Origin of the sequence: Dielma fastidiosa, from assembly GCF_003475485.1 — a bacterium.
GTDB classification, from domain to species: Bacteria; Bacillota_I; Bacilli_A; order Erysipelotrichales; family Erysipelotrichaceae; genus Dielma; species Dielma fastidiosa.
Window position 1 is genome coordinate 199,381 of sequence record NZ_QRQL01000002.1, and the last position, 14,250, is coordinate 213,630.

Consider the following 14,250-nt stretch of genomic DNA (forward strand, 5'->3'; position numbering starts at 1 on the left):
TCCCTCCTTATGCCGCGCTGCCAGTCGGTGTGAATGTCTTAGTCGTTGGATTGAAAGTTCCTGAACGCTTGATGCCGGTGTAGTGAATATTGTATTCAATCTTTAATGCCTCTGTGTCTCCACCAAAAGAAGTCACTTCAATATAGGCATCTTCCTCAATTGCCGGATACGCTCCGCCTGTTGCAGTCTCAAACAAATCCACATTGCATACAGTTGCCTTAACATCATCAAGTGTCTTTTCATTGTCTACGATGCCCTTCAGCCACTCAAATACAGGATCCCCTTTACGGCATACATAAGGGGCAACCGTTGATTGTTTCTCATAGCCTTTAAGGTTGATCGATGTCGTACCGAGAATGTTCTTTTTCTTTTCGATATCGGCATTCATTTCAAGCGCAAATTCTTCTAAATCTTCACCAATGACGGCATATTTTGCACTTTCCGTACCTGGCTTAACAAACGTCTGCCATAGTTCTCTCTTAATCTTTTCCATCTATTTTCCTTTCCTATACCTGAAGGTATATATTGCTTTAAATACAGCTGTATTATTCTTCAGACCATCTTCCAGAGTGGGCGTTGATGTCATTCGCAGCTTCTGAGGTTCAACGCCTTCAGGCAGTACGGTCTTTAAATAACCAAAATTGCTTCGTTCCTCTTTGTAAAAAAGGGTTGCGATGTCATTCAATGGCTGGCTTAAGGCCAACACATCATTGACTGAAGCTGCCCTTGCGCGGTAATACACTGCAAAGGGCAATTCAGCCACATAATCACCTGTAATATATTGCTTTACCATTGAGCCGGTAAGCTGCTTAAAACATAGATTCGGCATCTCATGAGTGATAAATTCCAGCTCCCATGAAATCCCGTTAATATTGATTTTTGATATGAATTCTTTAAACAGAACGTCAACGATCTGACGAGTTTCTTCGATTGCTAATGATTTCATGACTTGATCACCTTCTCCACTTCCTTGATCCAGCGCTTTGTGTAGAGGTTCTTTGAGTGTTCAAACCACTCTGACATACCTCTCTTAAACTGCAGCGCCTGCATTGGATCCTTGTACTCCTTGATTGCACCTTTTTTAGCCCACGGATTTTTAGTATCAGGGTCCACCATGACATAACCGGTATAAAGGTAATGAGCATAGGGCCCTTGATAAATGATTCTTGGCAGTGCGTCATTCAATGAATCAGCCACCGAATTCTTTAGATAGCCACTTTCAAAGGGTACAAAGGGATCTGTATCTTCTACAACTATCTGCTTCAACCTCATCTGAGCAGCTTCTCTTTTAGCTTCATACTTCTTGATTAACGCTTTACTATCAAGATAAATATCTATGTTGTATTTCATCGCAGTAACAATTCTAAAAAAGCCGGTTTGTTATCCGCCGGCTTATCTTTTTTTATATCATTTAAAGTAAAAGCATTCTGCAAATCATCCGTATGTTCAAGCCTGACTAAAGTTCTGCCCTTGATAAGTAATGGCATCAAATCCTTTACTGGTTCAGCACCATATGCCTGGAGGTCGTTTAGGTCAATTACCACAAGCACTGAATTAGTATCCTCAATGCCTTTCGCTGACTGATTGATGCCATAGTTTTCATCCACTCGAACATAATCAACAAATGTAGTTTGATAGGTTACGTCAAACTCCTTATCAATCGGTGTAAACAGTGTGATTTTATCCTGCCTTACTCGGCGCGGTGAAGCTCTCATAAGCACCTCTGCAAATAGCCCTTAGCTCTTAACTGCCGTTTTAGATTCGATACAGCTAATGGTGAAAGAGGAACCCCATTGAAGAATTCCATCTTATTCCCTGCACCGATTGAATAAGTAAAGCCACCAGTTGATACCTGTTTTAGATCAAGGTCATTCTGCCCATAAAAAGCATTCACACCGCCGTTCGCTGCAATCATATCAAGCTGATAAAAATAGATCATGTCTGTGTCAACCATTTCATCAAGTGTCGGAAGCATACGCCAGTGAGGCACTAGAACCGTTGCCGTATAATCAAGCAGCAATTCTTTTACCAAAGGCAGTAGCTGATTAAATTCATTCTCGCTAATGATGCCTCCTAGCTGCTTGTACTCATTGTAATTCATAGCTATTTTGTTTCCGATTTATTATCAGGATCATTTTGCTGATCAGAATCTTTCTTTGCAGGTTTCTTCTCTTTGATGACCTCGCCTTTATACCCTTTTTTTACTAGCTTATCAAACAGAACCTTATCTGCAAACTCGACAGACTTACCGCCCACAAAAGCTAATCCCCATGAAACACCAGTAAAGTTCTTCACTGGTGTCTTAACGATATATTTATCCATGTTTGTTCCTCCTAGTTAGATGCCGGTGCCACTTTGATTCCTCTGAACACACCCGCGCGTTTTGAATTCTTTAGTGCAATGCCGGCAACTAATTCAACTTCACCCTTTTTGACAGCGCCCGGTTCATCCTTGCGAGGAAGATAGGTCTTAATGATCTTATTACCGGTTGGTGATACACCGTGGAAACCATCTAAACCGATGCGCACTGCATAGACATCTGTTGTGCCGTCCGCAGCGATTGCAACGATAGGGTTTGTTTTAGTACCGTCATAATAGTTTTCTAAATCCACCATAGGGATACCATCCCAGTTATCTACTGATGCGCCAAATGCATTCTCTGTGCGGCTATAATAACCTGCACGGCGTGCCACTGATTTCATCTTGACTAACATCGTTGAGTTCATCAGCAACATATCCGGTTTACCATCCAATTTTGAAATAAAAGTCAGCATGTTATCTAAGAACTCATCAAAGTTTGTGGTCATGGCTGCTGATGTTGATAAATCAACGCCTGAAGTTGGTTTGAATTCAGTATCTGTACCTGTAAGAATTTTATCTAAGCCATCAAAGTCTGTTTCCTTTGAAGTGGAATCGCCATTGATTACTTCATTGTGGAACTGATTGGCTGTGGCCTTCGTCTTCTCAGATACTTGGAATGCGATCTCTGACTGTGCTGCAGTGTCTTCTAGTACACGGTCAACCTGGAAGCTGCCACCCATGATCTTTAAATCTGTGGTTGCTTTTTCCTTGATGGCCTCACCTGGTACATACTCACTATTTAATGCACGACCGGCGGCAACAGAAGGCGTCTTTAATCTGATGTATCCATAGGTCAGCGTGGAACCGCCTGTGCCGGGTGATACGGCGTTATCAAATACTAAACGATCTAATAATAACGATGAGCGTCTGAACTCATCAATGACGGCCTGATCGACCTTGTCGGCCATGCCGACTTTTGCTTGTGCTAATGTTAATGGCATTTATTTGCCCTCCTTTATTTATAAAAATCTGAGATAGCGGATTCCAATGAAGGTGTCTGTGCCGGCTGTCCGCCTTCATGGCTTCCGCCTGTGTTTACGACTACTGGCGGTTTAGTACCACCATCATCATTTGCGAATGCTTCAGGGCATTCGGTTTGTAAAGATTTCATGAAATCATCAGCTCCCAGTAACTTGTCTCCTTCCAGTTTCAGTTCTTTGGATAGCAGCTTATTGAGTGCTGACTCCTGCGCTAATTTTGATGTGAATTTATATCCAGATAAGAGTTCCTTAGCTACTGATTCACGCTTCACCTTTTCAATCTCTTTTGCGGAATTTGCTTCTAGATCTTTGATTTTCTGATTCAGCGCATCAACATCGATACCCTCAAACTTTTTAGCTGCTTCTTTCAGCGCTGCAAGCTCAGTATTAAGGGTAGCAACCTCTGACTCCTTATCTGTGTATTTTTGCTTGGCAACATACTCACCACTGGCCAAGTTAGCGAGTTTCACTTTATTGTTACCTTGCAGCTTCACAGATACCTGCGCATATAATTCATCACCTAAAAATTCTTTTAACCATTCCATATGTTTTCTCCTGTGTTTTTTATATCCGGTTCTCTCCGGTAGGGGCATAGTTTAAATGTCATATGCAGGACCAGCAGCAGTTTATATGCCATGCTCAGGGCTAGAAATTTGATAGATCATCTTTGATAAATTTCGGAAGTTTCCGTTTGGGCGGGTCCATATAGATGCTCCTTTCTGTTTCTTTGCGACCACAAAAAATGCAGGTACTCTCTTCAATGAGAACCCTGCATTTTAATTCATGGTCATAATAGGTCTTATCAATCGTTTTTATATAGGCATGATTACACACCTCATCACCTTCCTTGACTAAATGAAAAACACCTTATCGGTGCTTATCTTCCATATTTCTTTTTTAATTTCTCAAGTTTTGGATAGAAATGTTGTTTTCTAAGTTCTTTTATGCGCTTATCATATTCGTAACCTCCGTCAAGAATACCCTTATCAACATTTTTATCCCATTCATCCAAAATAGGCTGTATTCGTTTCATGTCTTCTTCTTTTAATTTTTCCCATTCTTCTTCAAATGTCATTTTCTACCCGACCTTTCATAAATGAAATTTATATCATTGCTTAATAATTTAACTATTTCATGATATTCTTCATCATCTAACGCTTGCCAATCATTATTTTCAATCACCTTATTAAAATAAGAATGCTTAAATCGGTTTTTTATATCATCGAATGGTGAGAATGTTTTCTCTGTTCTTTGCATTGAATACACAAACTTATTATCAATGCCTCTTAAAATACCAATTTCCTGTTTGATGAACAACTCCACATCTTCCCCACTAAATGAATAATTAGTTACTTTATCAGGATGATTATGGGTAACAAATGCGCCTTTTAAATCATCAATAACACTTATATCAACAATAGAATTATGCCCAATCACTTCATACACAATGCCATCTTTCGTAATTACAACCGCTCGCTCATGGTCATAAGTAACGAGGCGTTCCTCATAAGCTTCCAACACCTTTATCTTAGTATCAGAATCAGTCTTTGTCAACTTGCCTCGCTGTATGATTTCGGTGCCTCCTTGTTCTAGACTATTGTTTTTGCCTGATGAAAGTCCTTTGCTAACTTGCTTTGAAATAATCTCCCTATTCATCTGCCGCTTAAGCTCTGGGTGTGCTTTAACAAAACTATCCTGCCGAGCATTCCACTCCTTCACCTTTCGACTTTCTTTTGAATGGTCTTGACCGCCAGCTTTCTTAATATCTCGCCGCCGCTTCCATTCGCGGATCATACGTTCATTGTAACGCTGCTGCTGTTCTAATTCATAAATGCGGTTGTTCTCTTCAGTGTCAATGGGCTGCTCAGTGTATTCAATGCCCATCTCTTCAAGGGCGATCCTAATACCATGCCGGCAGTTCCAGCCACCAAGTCCTTCACCGGTGCCATAGCCTGTACCTTCTTCAAGGCTTAAATAGCCCTCGACTGGTTCACCCACATAGAATGTTTTACCTTGCCACACCTCATGGGTAGGTCTTGAACCTAAGTGCTGGGTAGTTCTCACAAGGTTCATTCCCATCTTAGATAGATTTGCCAGCTGTGTTTCGATAGCTGTCTTGTTTACACCAGTTAAAACCGCCCTGCGGACTACGGTAGATACCTGCTCATGCTTGCCTGACTTATAGGTGAATGTCTCCATGCCTTTACTGGCTAAGTCGTCAACCACTGATTTTATAGCTTCTGTGTAAGAGTAGGCACCTGATCGTACTTTAAGATAAGCATTGTCTAACGCCCGCTCGTATGTCTTGCTGGCAGCGCCTGCCATTGATTTAGTGATGTTTCTCAGTTCACCATTCGTTTGCCGAATACCCTTCAGCATGATATCCCGCAGCTCTCCGGTGTCATAATTAGCATTGCTGAAGAGATCATGCTGCTTCAACATTTCATTGTCTGAGTTGATATTTAGGTAAGAAGTATCATTGATTGCCTTTTTGACCTTTTTCTCACTCTCTTTCAGAATGGCTGCTATCTTTCTAACAACGGCATCTTGATGCAAGCCTAACTCATCAAGCTTCTTCAGTCGATACGCTGAGGTAGGTGACAGCTTGAAGTCATTCATCACTAATCGCTCAGCAATATCTTTCAAAATGTCTGTTTCTAAGTCATAGAAAAGCCGCACCAGTTCATCTGGCACTTTCTGCAGTTTGACAGGATCAAGCATTATTCAGCCTCAGGAAACTCGATTTCCTCATCTTGCTGTACCATGCCTTTAGCCGTTTCCTCATCTTCGCCAAAGTATTTAACACGATACTCCCACTTCTGCCGGATACCATCGCGTATCTCCTGAAGGAACTGCGCCTTTTCAGCATCAATATCCTGAAACATGGAATCATCGAAGGTGATCGTTACCTTAGCTTCTTCGTTGACCTTCTCACCAATGATATTCCGTCCAAGCCATAAGATCGATTTAACCAAACCCTTCAGGACTTCTTCGATCATGACGCGTTGTTTTGCAACCGATTCAGTCAAATCCTTGTTAGATAGTTTTGACTGGGTGGCAGTCGTCATAGTCCTGTCATTAAAAGAGTATCGTGACTGCCCGAAGCCAACATTCGCAGAAAGGATGTCTAAAGCTGTCTGGATTCCTTCCTTGTTTTCAGTGATCCTAAGAGCTGGGTTGTATTCTTGGAAGAGCTGATTCTCATTGGGCATCTTCTGGCCCATTGAATAAAAGAGCCTTGTCTCCATCGTTTCTGATAGATTAGGCTTACCGTCCTTCATTGAGATAATGTCTTGATTCATGAATACTCTCTTACGCCCTAATACAAAGTCATAAACAAAGTTATCATAAGCAATATCACAAGCAGCCAACTGATCTAGTGAATTCGCATATACTGACAAACCTAAAGGGCTGTTCTTGTAGATGTTATTGGCTAAGTTAGGCTTTACAACATAGAACAGCTTGCAATCAATTTGAAATTCTTCTATAAGTCCTTCAGGAACCGCAACCTTGACCGGCTTCTCCTGCTCGTAGTTGTAATACTCATTCACCACTTTATATCCGGTTGCTGTGAGTAAGTGCTTTTCCAGATACAAATGTCTTTTACCTTCAATATACTTCACTGAGCCAAACGCGCACTCCGTAATCTCTCCCTTATCCCATGACAGCGGATAGATCATAGCAGCATCATCAATATAGGTGATTTTAACTTTACCGCCAGTCAAGGTATTTCCTTTCAACTGTGCATCCTTTACTCTTAGTACAAAAGCGCCGGTGCCGGCAGCATAGGCGTTCTCTACTAGCAAATTGGCATTCTCCCAGAAATGATTATCACCCAATACGCCCTCATTCTGTTCCACAGCATCTCCAGCTAGATACTGCTGAGATACCTCATCGTCCACATTGATGAGTGTCTTGTTGGTGAGCAATAAATTAGCCCAGTCCTCACTGACCTTCTTAGCCATGTTCATTCGGTATCGCTTGAATGTCCGAATGCTGCCATCAAGGATAACCTGTGAATAGTCATGAACTGAAGGCACATAACCTTCCCACCATTTTTGCCACAAATCAACATATGAATAATAGCTTGCCAGCTCATTCGATACGCTGTACCCTTCGTCTCTTAAAATCTGTAGTATTGCGTCCATCTCATCACCTCCTATTTAAATGCGCCAAAGTAATCAATAAAAAATGACCAGCTATAAAAGTGGCCATCGAATGTATCGACGTCAGTCGTAAAATCGTCTAATATCGTATCCTCATGCTTTTTCTCGTCATACAATGCTGTTGATAAGGCATCCACAACAAGCGGTACTTGCCTGAAGCTCATACGGTGAGTGTTCAGCAGCACATGATAAGCAAGGATTCTTGTCTTGCCTTCCACCTTGCGGCTGTCTCTTACTTCAACCATAAAGCCGGCATCACGCATATACACACGGATACCATTAAGGATAACCTGCTCAGCACAGTCCACGAAGATATAATCAACATTGACTTTATCCTCAGCTTGGATCAGCTGGACAAAAGCTTCCAGCCTTTGATAAATCATATCTGGTGAAACGATACCTTTCGCATGCTCAATCTTCTCGGCCCTGAACGTAAGCACCTTCCAATCATGAGTGATTCCTGTTGCAATCAGCGTTGAATGGGATCGTGTACCACCAATATCGATACCGATATTGACAAAGCGAAATGCCGGCAGCACACCAATGTATTCCCATGCCTGAGGATCCTCAGCAAGCTGTTTAAAGATGACTCCTTCAGCAGCTACCCAAAGACCTAGAATATAGCGCTGATAAAAGACACCCACATACATTGCCTTGTATCTGTTTTTGATGGCTTCGGACAAGGACAGATTGTCATCCATTGTGAAGTGCAGGTAGATAAGATGTTTCTCCTCTTGCTTGTCGATCCAGTTGAGTTTGAACCAGTGTTTCGGTCCATCAGGATTACAGTTGAACCAAAACTTCGAGCCTGCCACAGAACATCGGCCCGTTGCTTGGTTAACGAAGCTCTCTGGCATCAAGGCTACTTCATCAAAAAAGATCCCAGCCAGAGTAATACCCTGTATGAGATCCTGTGAACGTTCGTCCTTACCGCCAAAGATGTAAAAGTAATTTTCAATACCGTTACGGCTAACAATAAGCAGATTATCTGCCCGATGATCTTTGACTCTGTAACCGCGGCTGAGCAGCATCAGCTTCAGCCAAAATAATACGTTGCGCCGGAAGCTGCCAATCGTCTTCCCACACATGCCGAAGTTTTGAGCATCAAAGCATGTCATAGCCCATAGGACAAATGAAAGCGACATTGATACCGTCTTTCCTGATCGGATAGCTCCATCAGCAATGATGCCGTCCATATCCTTTGCCGGACTGTCAGGACACCACCAATTAAGCACCTTTCGCTGCTTCAAGCTGAATGGCTGGAAGTTGAACTTAGCCTTCTTCATGCCAATCATCCTTAGCGGTACCGTTTAATGCTTCCAAGAAACCATCGTTTTCCATTTCCTCGACATCATCCTGTATCTTATCCCGTGCCAGCTTAACCTTTTCCTTTTCAAGCTTCAGCCTTGTCTTGTCAAGTTCTGTCATAGCTGAAGAACCAGTTATTTCTTTTATAAATTCCATCGCTCTGACATTTCCCTTGATGGCTTGCTGAAAGGCTGCAATCAACATCAGCATTTGATTGTCAGCTATTGACGGATCAATACCTAATCGTTCCATTTTAGCTCTATTGGCATCATCAACAGGCAATGCAAGCAGTAGGTTCATAGCATCTTTCATTGTCTTTTTACGTCGTCTTGTTACTCCTGATGCCTTACCACCTTTTGATGATAATGCTCTTGCTTCCTCCTTGCTTCGCTCTGTAACGGGTATTAAGTTATTTTCATTAGCCATTCACCTCACTCCTTCATTATGATTTATACGAATAACCATAGACTGATGCATTCTTTTTAAGCCACCAATCGGCTCCTTTATCATAGCTGTATTTTGTCGGCCATTTTGCGTTTTTAACCGCTTTTATAAATCCTTTAGCATTAAAGTTTTTATTTTTAGTAAAAGTATATGTTCTTTTTCCACTTACTGCAACTATGCCTCTTTCCCTTGTTGAAGCTACTGATATTAAATCGCTGTCACTAAAATTACCTCCACCTGGATGATTGTGAATAATCATTTCACCCTTTCCACCTGATATTGCAACTGATGTTTTCCCGCCTTCAATATGCTTGTGAACAAAACCTTGTTCATCTACTGTAATGCCATACTCATGATCTGAGTTAGCATACTTTTCTTTAAAAAGAGAGAGGGTTTTATCGTAATCTTGATATCTTCCTCCTACATTAAATTCGGAAGGAAACTTTATAGAACGAATATCATCTTTTCCATTCGATCTTGCATGATTAAAGCCTCCACCCATAGCTGAAGATGTTGCCCCCCTACCACCATCTATTTGATTATAGAATTCATTAGTGTTTTCTATAAACACCTTCATTGGTTGATTATTGAAATTGTATTTCATTAGCTCATCAACATTATTGAATTGGACAGATTTCTTTGTAACAAAATTATATAATTCTAAATCATTAAATAAAATGTAATCATTGTTTAATCTAATTGCATTATTATTTTTCATCAACTCTAAGAATTTATTTAATTCCATGCTTTGCCTCCTTTCTTGTAAAATAAAAAGCAACCAAATTTAATTGATTGCTTGTATTAAAATAGTAGTGGTAGTCAACCGGAATTGAACCGATGCCTCGTCAGTGGATTGCTCCATACAACAACACGTTCTGCCCGCCTAAACTATCTTCTACCACCGAGATAATTATACCATTCTTTTTTTACCCTATCAATTCTATATGCTTGTTGTTAATTACAAATGAAAGACATCTTGCTTTGACAAGATGTCAGATAGCGTTTCGGATTTCAACCGAACCCTTTCCGTACAATGCAAAACATTGAAAGATATAAGCATCATTCGCTAGCTACTTTATTTTTAACGCTCGGCGCCGTATAGCTTATAAATATCAGACTGTACTCACTCGTATACTAATCACTATCCGCCTTTATTCTCCCATATTTTATTAACTTTAGCAATAAGCGCATTTTCTTTTTTAGTTAATTTTTTTGTGCCTTTTTCATCATGCTCATAGCCTACATGACTATGAGGTAATACTTTTTCACCATTTATCATATGCGCCGTACCTCTCAGATCAACTTGTTTTATTCTTTTTCCATCATCATCATATAAAGTTATTGATTTCAATTCATTTTTATGGTTTACAGTTACATAAACTCGACCTTTTGTCATTGTTTCCATTGGGGATTTAGCTGACCCTGCATCATTATATCTAACAAACTTTATATTACCTGATTGTAAAAGCGTTGTATATTCGGTACCATATTTTTTGCCTTTATTTGATACCCCACTGCTTGCACCTCTACCGCCCATCTAACCCACTTCCTTTGATGCTTTCATACGTTCAGTTACTTTATTCTCATAATATTTAACTGGTATGTTTCCATAATCATATTCAAGCTCACCACCATACACTAAAATGATTGATGGCTTAATTTTATCAATCATAGCATCCATGCCAGCTTTCCAGATTTCTAATGCGTATTCATCACGTTTAACACCTATCGTTGATACCGTCACTATACTTCCCTCTGGTATTCCATCAAAACAGAATGCAAAGGTATCCGACTCTGCCCAACTGATTGTTGGTACTACTTTAACACCTTGACGCTGCAAATATTGACCAATCATACGGCTGCGGTAGATATTCCATACTTTCATGGCCATTGGCATATCCATGTATAAGCTGAAGTCAGGACTAAACACGCATTGATACTCACTTAGTATATCTACATAATCTTGGGGTTTATTCCATAGGCGTTCAAACTGGTAATCATCAACATACATATGGATACCGATATCTTTATCTTTGGATGTCTTGGCATAATTGAATCCTATAATATCATCAGGCACAATACCATCGTTATAGATAATTGGCATTTGATAATAGCCGGCTGTTTCTGATTCCTCATAAATATCCAAGTTATAAGCTTCGTTTGTTCTGATACGCTCATTTTCCTTTTCATTTTCTTGATCAGGAAGTTTTATTTCAAACCCGAAAGGTTCCATATCTAACGGAATATATTCGAGCTCAAAGTCCAGTAAATTGAAATTCCATGTTGAGTATTCAGCAACCTTGTTATCAGCTAATCGAAAAGCCTTTACCTGATTTTCAGTTAAATCATCAGCAATCACGCAGGGAACACTTTTGATACCTAATTGCTGGCAAGCTTTATATCTTGTATGACCCGTTACGATGTTATGATCTTTATCAATGACAAGAGGAACCTTGAAGCCAAATTCTTTGATAGAGTTAGCTACATAATCAACAGCATCATCATTACAACGTGGATTGTCTGCATAAGGATGTAACTCTTTTATATCTAGCTCAATAATCTCCATGTCATCACCTCTTTTTGGGTAAAAGAAAAGCACCTACTTTTTTTGTAGATGCTTAATGTTAATTTAATGTGGGACTTAGCAGGACCTAATGGGTGGGGAATGGGTAATACCTGCTAAATCCACACTACCATAATAACACAGAAAACTGCGACATTATGTTCAACTTTCGTTTTTTAGGATGATTTTGATATATTCATTCATGTCCCTGCGCAATTTACTGATTGATCTTGAATACGTTTCAGCCGATTTCATATAACTGTTATGTTCTACAAAAACATATACAAGAATACTTTTTCCCTCATCATCAATCAATTTCAAAGCATCGTCAATTCGCTGTATTTCTGTTAGATGCTTGCTGCGTTCATTGACAAGCTCACCTTCTTCCATCAGCAATTCAAGCTTTCTTTCACAATATGGATTGCCACCGTTTTCTAAAACAATTTCTTTTGCTGAAGGTGAAGAAACACCGAGCAGCTTCACCGCCAACTCCTCTAGTTTCTCATCAATCTCCATTGCTTTTTTTTGATGATAAGTATAACTGCGCAAATCACGCTTAAATTGTTCAATCCTATCTTTTTCGGTCAGTGACATTTTTGTTAACTCCCTTAAACACCTCGGCTGATACATGAGTTTGTACCTTGTGCGCTGGCACATATATAATTTGCGGTTTGTTGTGTTTTGTACAGAAGTATGTAACTAGATAGTTAGTCTCCTGACCAATCTTAATCACATCCTCAACTAATCTACCGTTGACATAATCACCTTTCTTGATCCTTGCATTAATCATAATCGTCCTCCTCTAAGTTTCTACAACTTAATACCGACTGTCTACCTGCTTCGTAACCAATCCTAAGCGTCAGCCTGAACATGGCTTGAATCAATTCCCATCTTGGTTTTTTCTTGTATGCTTCAAACGTGGATAAAAGTAATTTGATTTCATTCATTTATGCCATCTCGAAAACCATCTGCAATATTTTTTTCGATGTCTTTCCATGTTTTCACTTGAAAATCATGAATTAATTCATTAAGTTCCTTTTTTGTATAGCCATTTTTTTCTAGTAGCTCATACAGAAATAAACCAATTTGATATTCTTTTTCAATTACATCTTGCAATGATTCTTCATTTTTATATAAACATTCAACCTCTTCTTTTAACTCAAAATGCTCATTAATCAATTCAGTTAAAAGCTCAATTTCTTCTTCAAAAAGTTCGTCATATGTCTTTTTAACAAATACACTTTGCTTTTCATCAATGGTGCAATTAATTTCATAATCACCCAAGTTCATAGCATTTAGCGCTACGATACATTCTTCTTTATTTTGTGCCATTGTCCATTACCTCTTTATACTCAGCCATCACTCTTTCTTTGTTAGATTCGGCTTGTTTTTGTGTAGGGAAAATCCAACCATTTTTTAGCATAGCTAAGTCAGTTTCAACCTCAAAATAAATCGTAGGACAAATATTCCCATTTGCCCCAATGTACCATATAGTATCACCAACATTAGGTTTCAAGTGAAACGCTGTATTATTATTAATTAATTCTTTAATTTCCATGTTTATTCTCCTCGTAAGTTGCTAACAGCTTTTCAATTTCATAAGGTTCGTCATCTGACCATTTGATAAATTGGAATAAGTGATTAAATAAATTTATGCTTTTGTATGCTTTATTTTCTTCAATCCATGAATTTGTTTTTTTTGTTGGCTTGAACGTATATAAACATAAAAACAAATCCATATCCCTTGCAATAAATTTCCATTTTTTATCAAGGTTTTTAAGTATGATGTACTCATCGTCAGTTAAAAAGTTTTCAGGTACTTCGCTGTTTAGATATGCTATTAATTCATCTTTTTTCATTGAGCATAGTTTTTTAAAATCGCATAAATGGCAACTAGTTTCATCGCAATGATTGTCAAGTCCCTTTTCAAAAGCTTCCACTAATGCTTCTGTATACTTTTCAATTTGTTTCATTTTATCCTCCTAAAATGGTAAGTCATCCTCTTGTATATCCAATTGTTCATAATCGCTATATGGATCGCTTGTTGGCGCTTCATAAGTGTTCGTTTGTGCTGCGCCGTAATTGGTACCAGCGCTTGTTTCTGTTGCTCTTACCAATGTCTGAACACTGTCACAGACAACTTCTGTCACATAGACGCGTTTACCTGTCTGATCTTCATAATTGCGTGTCTGAATTCTTCCTTCAACACCCAACAATGCACCTTTTTTCACATAGTTAGCCATATAATCAGCGGTCTGCCGCCATGCGACACAGTTTATGAAATCAGCCTGCGGCTCCTGTCCTTGACTTGTAAAACGGCGGTTGCAGGCAACCGTAAATGAAACAGTGGAAAGTCCTGATTGAGTCTTTCTTAATTCTGGGTCCTTAGTAATACGGCCCACTAATACAACACGATTGATCATTTTAT

The 14,250-nt window shown here is 39.5% G+C and carries 22 protein-coding genes; all 22 read right to left on the bottom strand.

Annotated elements, in window-relative coordinates:
- Nucleotides 1-7: 7 nt before the first annotated feature.
- Nucleotides 8-493, bottom strand: coding sequence for a hypothetical protein (locus DWZ33_RS05635; protein WP_118454110.1), 486 nt, complete (start codon nucleotides 491-493; stop codon nucleotides 8-10).
- Nucleotides 494-946, bottom strand: a complete 453-nt coding sequence (locus DWZ33_RS05640) for a hypothetical protein (RefSeq protein WP_118454111.1) — start codon at nucleotides 944-946, stop codon at nucleotides 494-496.
- On the bottom strand, nucleotides 943-1,350 hold the full coding sequence (locus DWZ33_RS05645) for a minor capsid protein (protein ID WP_118454112.1): 408 nt from the start codon (nucleotides 1,348-1,350) through the stop codon (nucleotides 943-945). The genes DWZ33_RS05640 and DWZ33_RS05645 overlap by 4 nt, the downstream gene beginning before the upstream one ends.
- Nucleotides 1,347-1,715: a hypothetical protein gene (locus DWZ33_RS05650; protein WP_118454113.1), complete on the bottom strand. Its 369-nt coding sequence runs from the start codon at nucleotides 1,713-1,715 to the stop codon at nucleotides 1,347-1,349. The genes DWZ33_RS05645 and DWZ33_RS05650 overlap by 4 nt, the downstream gene beginning before the upstream one ends.
- Nucleotides 1,712-2,101, bottom strand: a complete 390-nt coding sequence (locus tag DWZ33_RS05655; RefSeq protein WP_118454114.1) for a hypothetical protein — start codon at nucleotides 2,099-2,101, stop codon at nucleotides 1,712-1,714. The genes DWZ33_RS05650 and DWZ33_RS05655 overlap by 4 nt, the downstream gene beginning before the upstream one ends.
- 2 nt (nucleotides 2,102-2,103) lie before the next feature.
- On the bottom strand, nucleotides 2,104-2,322 hold the full coding sequence (locus DWZ33_RS05660) for a hypothetical protein (RefSeq protein WP_118454115.1): 219 nt from the start codon (nucleotides 2,320-2,322) through the stop codon (nucleotides 2,104-2,106).
- Nucleotides 2,323-2,333: 11 nt separating this feature from the next.
- On the bottom strand, nucleotides 2,334-3,302 hold the full coding sequence (locus tag DWZ33_RS05665; RefSeq protein WP_118454116.1) for a major capsid protein: 969 nt from the start codon (nucleotides 3,300-3,302) through the stop codon (nucleotides 2,334-2,336).
- Nucleotides 3,303-3,316: 14 nt separating this feature from the next.
- Nucleotides 3,317-3,886: a phage scaffolding protein gene (locus DWZ33_RS05670; RefSeq protein ID WP_118454117.1), complete on the bottom strand. Its 570-nt coding sequence runs from the start codon at nucleotides 3,884-3,886 to the stop codon at nucleotides 3,317-3,319.
- Between the two features lie 332 nt (nucleotides 3,887-4,218).
- Nucleotides 4,219-4,416, bottom strand: a complete 198-nt coding sequence (locus tag DWZ33_RS05680) for a hypothetical protein (RefSeq protein WP_118454119.1) — start codon at nucleotides 4,414-4,416, stop codon at nucleotides 4,219-4,221.
- Nucleotides 4,413-6,062 (bottom strand): phage minor capsid protein, encoded by a 1,650-nt coding sequence (locus DWZ33_RS05685; protein WP_118454120.1) that lies wholly within the window; start codon nucleotides 6,060-6,062, stop codon nucleotides 4,413-4,415. The genes DWZ33_RS05680 and DWZ33_RS05685 overlap by 4 nt, the downstream gene beginning before the upstream one ends.
- The gene (locus DWZ33_RS05690) at nucleotides 6,062-7,489 is read right to left on the bottom strand and encodes a phage portal protein (RefSeq protein ID WP_118454121.1); all 1,428 of its coding nucleotides are present in this window, start codon (nucleotides 7,487-7,489) and stop codon (nucleotides 6,062-6,064) included. Before DWZ33_RS05690 ends, DWZ33_RS05685 begins: the two co-directional genes overlap by 1 nt.
- Before the next feature lie 11 nt (nucleotides 7,490-7,500).
- A complete protein-coding gene (locus DWZ33_RS05695) occupies nucleotides 7,501-8,793 on the bottom strand; it encodes a PBSX family phage terminase large subunit (protein WP_244925855.1) in 1,293 nt (430 codons plus the stop codon).
- Nucleotides 8,780-9,241 (bottom strand): KGG domain-containing protein, encoded by a 462-nt coding sequence (locus DWZ33_RS05700; protein WP_118454123.1) that lies wholly within the window; start codon nucleotides 9,239-9,241, stop codon nucleotides 8,780-8,782. Before DWZ33_RS05700 ends, DWZ33_RS05695 begins: the two co-directional genes overlap by 14 nt.
- A 16-nt stretch (nucleotides 9,242-9,257) precedes the next feature.
- On the bottom strand, nucleotides 9,258-10,004 hold the full coding sequence (locus DWZ33_RS05705; protein WP_118454124.1) for a hypothetical protein: 747 nt from the start codon (nucleotides 10,002-10,004) through the stop codon (nucleotides 9,258-9,260).
- Between the two features lie 396 nt (nucleotides 10,005-10,400).
- The gene (locus DWZ33_RS05710; RefSeq protein ID WP_118454125.1) at nucleotides 10,401-10,796 is read right to left on the bottom strand and encodes a hypothetical protein; all 396 of its coding nucleotides are present in this window, start codon (nucleotides 10,794-10,796) and stop codon (nucleotides 10,401-10,403) included.
- Nucleotides 10,797-11,825 carry a DUF4417 domain-containing protein gene (locus DWZ33_RS05715; RefSeq protein WP_118454126.1) on the bottom strand — a complete coding sequence of 343 codons (1,029 nt, stop codon included), beginning with the start codon at nucleotides 11,823-11,825 and terminating at the stop codon, nucleotides 10,797-10,799. It abuts the gene before it with no gap.
- A gap of 159 nt (nucleotides 11,826-11,984) precedes the next feature.
- Nucleotides 11,985-12,416: a hypothetical protein gene (locus tag DWZ33_RS05720; protein ID WP_118454127.1), complete on the bottom strand. Its 432-nt coding sequence runs from the start codon at nucleotides 12,414-12,416 to the stop codon at nucleotides 11,985-11,987.
- The gene (locus tag DWZ33_RS17930; protein ID WP_118454128.1) at nucleotides 12,394-12,612 is read right to left on the bottom strand and encodes a hypothetical protein; all 219 of its coding nucleotides are present in this window, start codon (nucleotides 12,610-12,612) and stop codon (nucleotides 12,394-12,396) included. The genes DWZ33_RS05720 and DWZ33_RS17930 overlap by 23 nt, the downstream gene beginning before the upstream one ends.
- Nucleotides 12,613-12,761: 149 nt before the next feature.
- Nucleotides 12,762-13,154, bottom strand: a complete 393-nt coding sequence (locus tag DWZ33_RS05730; protein WP_118454129.1) for a hypothetical protein — start codon at nucleotides 13,152-13,154, stop codon at nucleotides 12,762-12,764.
- The gene (locus DWZ33_RS05735) at nucleotides 13,141-13,380 is read right to left on the bottom strand and encodes a hypothetical protein (protein ID WP_118454130.1); all 240 of its coding nucleotides are present in this window, start codon (nucleotides 13,378-13,380) and stop codon (nucleotides 13,141-13,143) included. The genes DWZ33_RS05730 and DWZ33_RS05735 overlap by 14 nt, the downstream gene beginning before the upstream one ends.
- Nucleotides 13,370-13,795, bottom strand: coding sequence for a hypothetical protein (locus DWZ33_RS05740; RefSeq protein WP_118454131.1), 426 nt, complete (start codon nucleotides 13,793-13,795; stop codon nucleotides 13,370-13,372). Before DWZ33_RS05740 ends, DWZ33_RS05735 begins: the two co-directional genes overlap by 11 nt.
- A gap of 9 nt (nucleotides 13,796-13,804) precedes the next feature.
- Nucleotides 13,805-14,245, bottom strand: coding sequence for a single-stranded DNA-binding protein (gene ssb, locus DWZ33_RS05745; protein WP_118454132.1), 441 nt, complete (start codon nucleotides 14,243-14,245; stop codon nucleotides 13,805-13,807).
- Nucleotides 14,246-14,250: the final 5 nt, after the last annotated feature.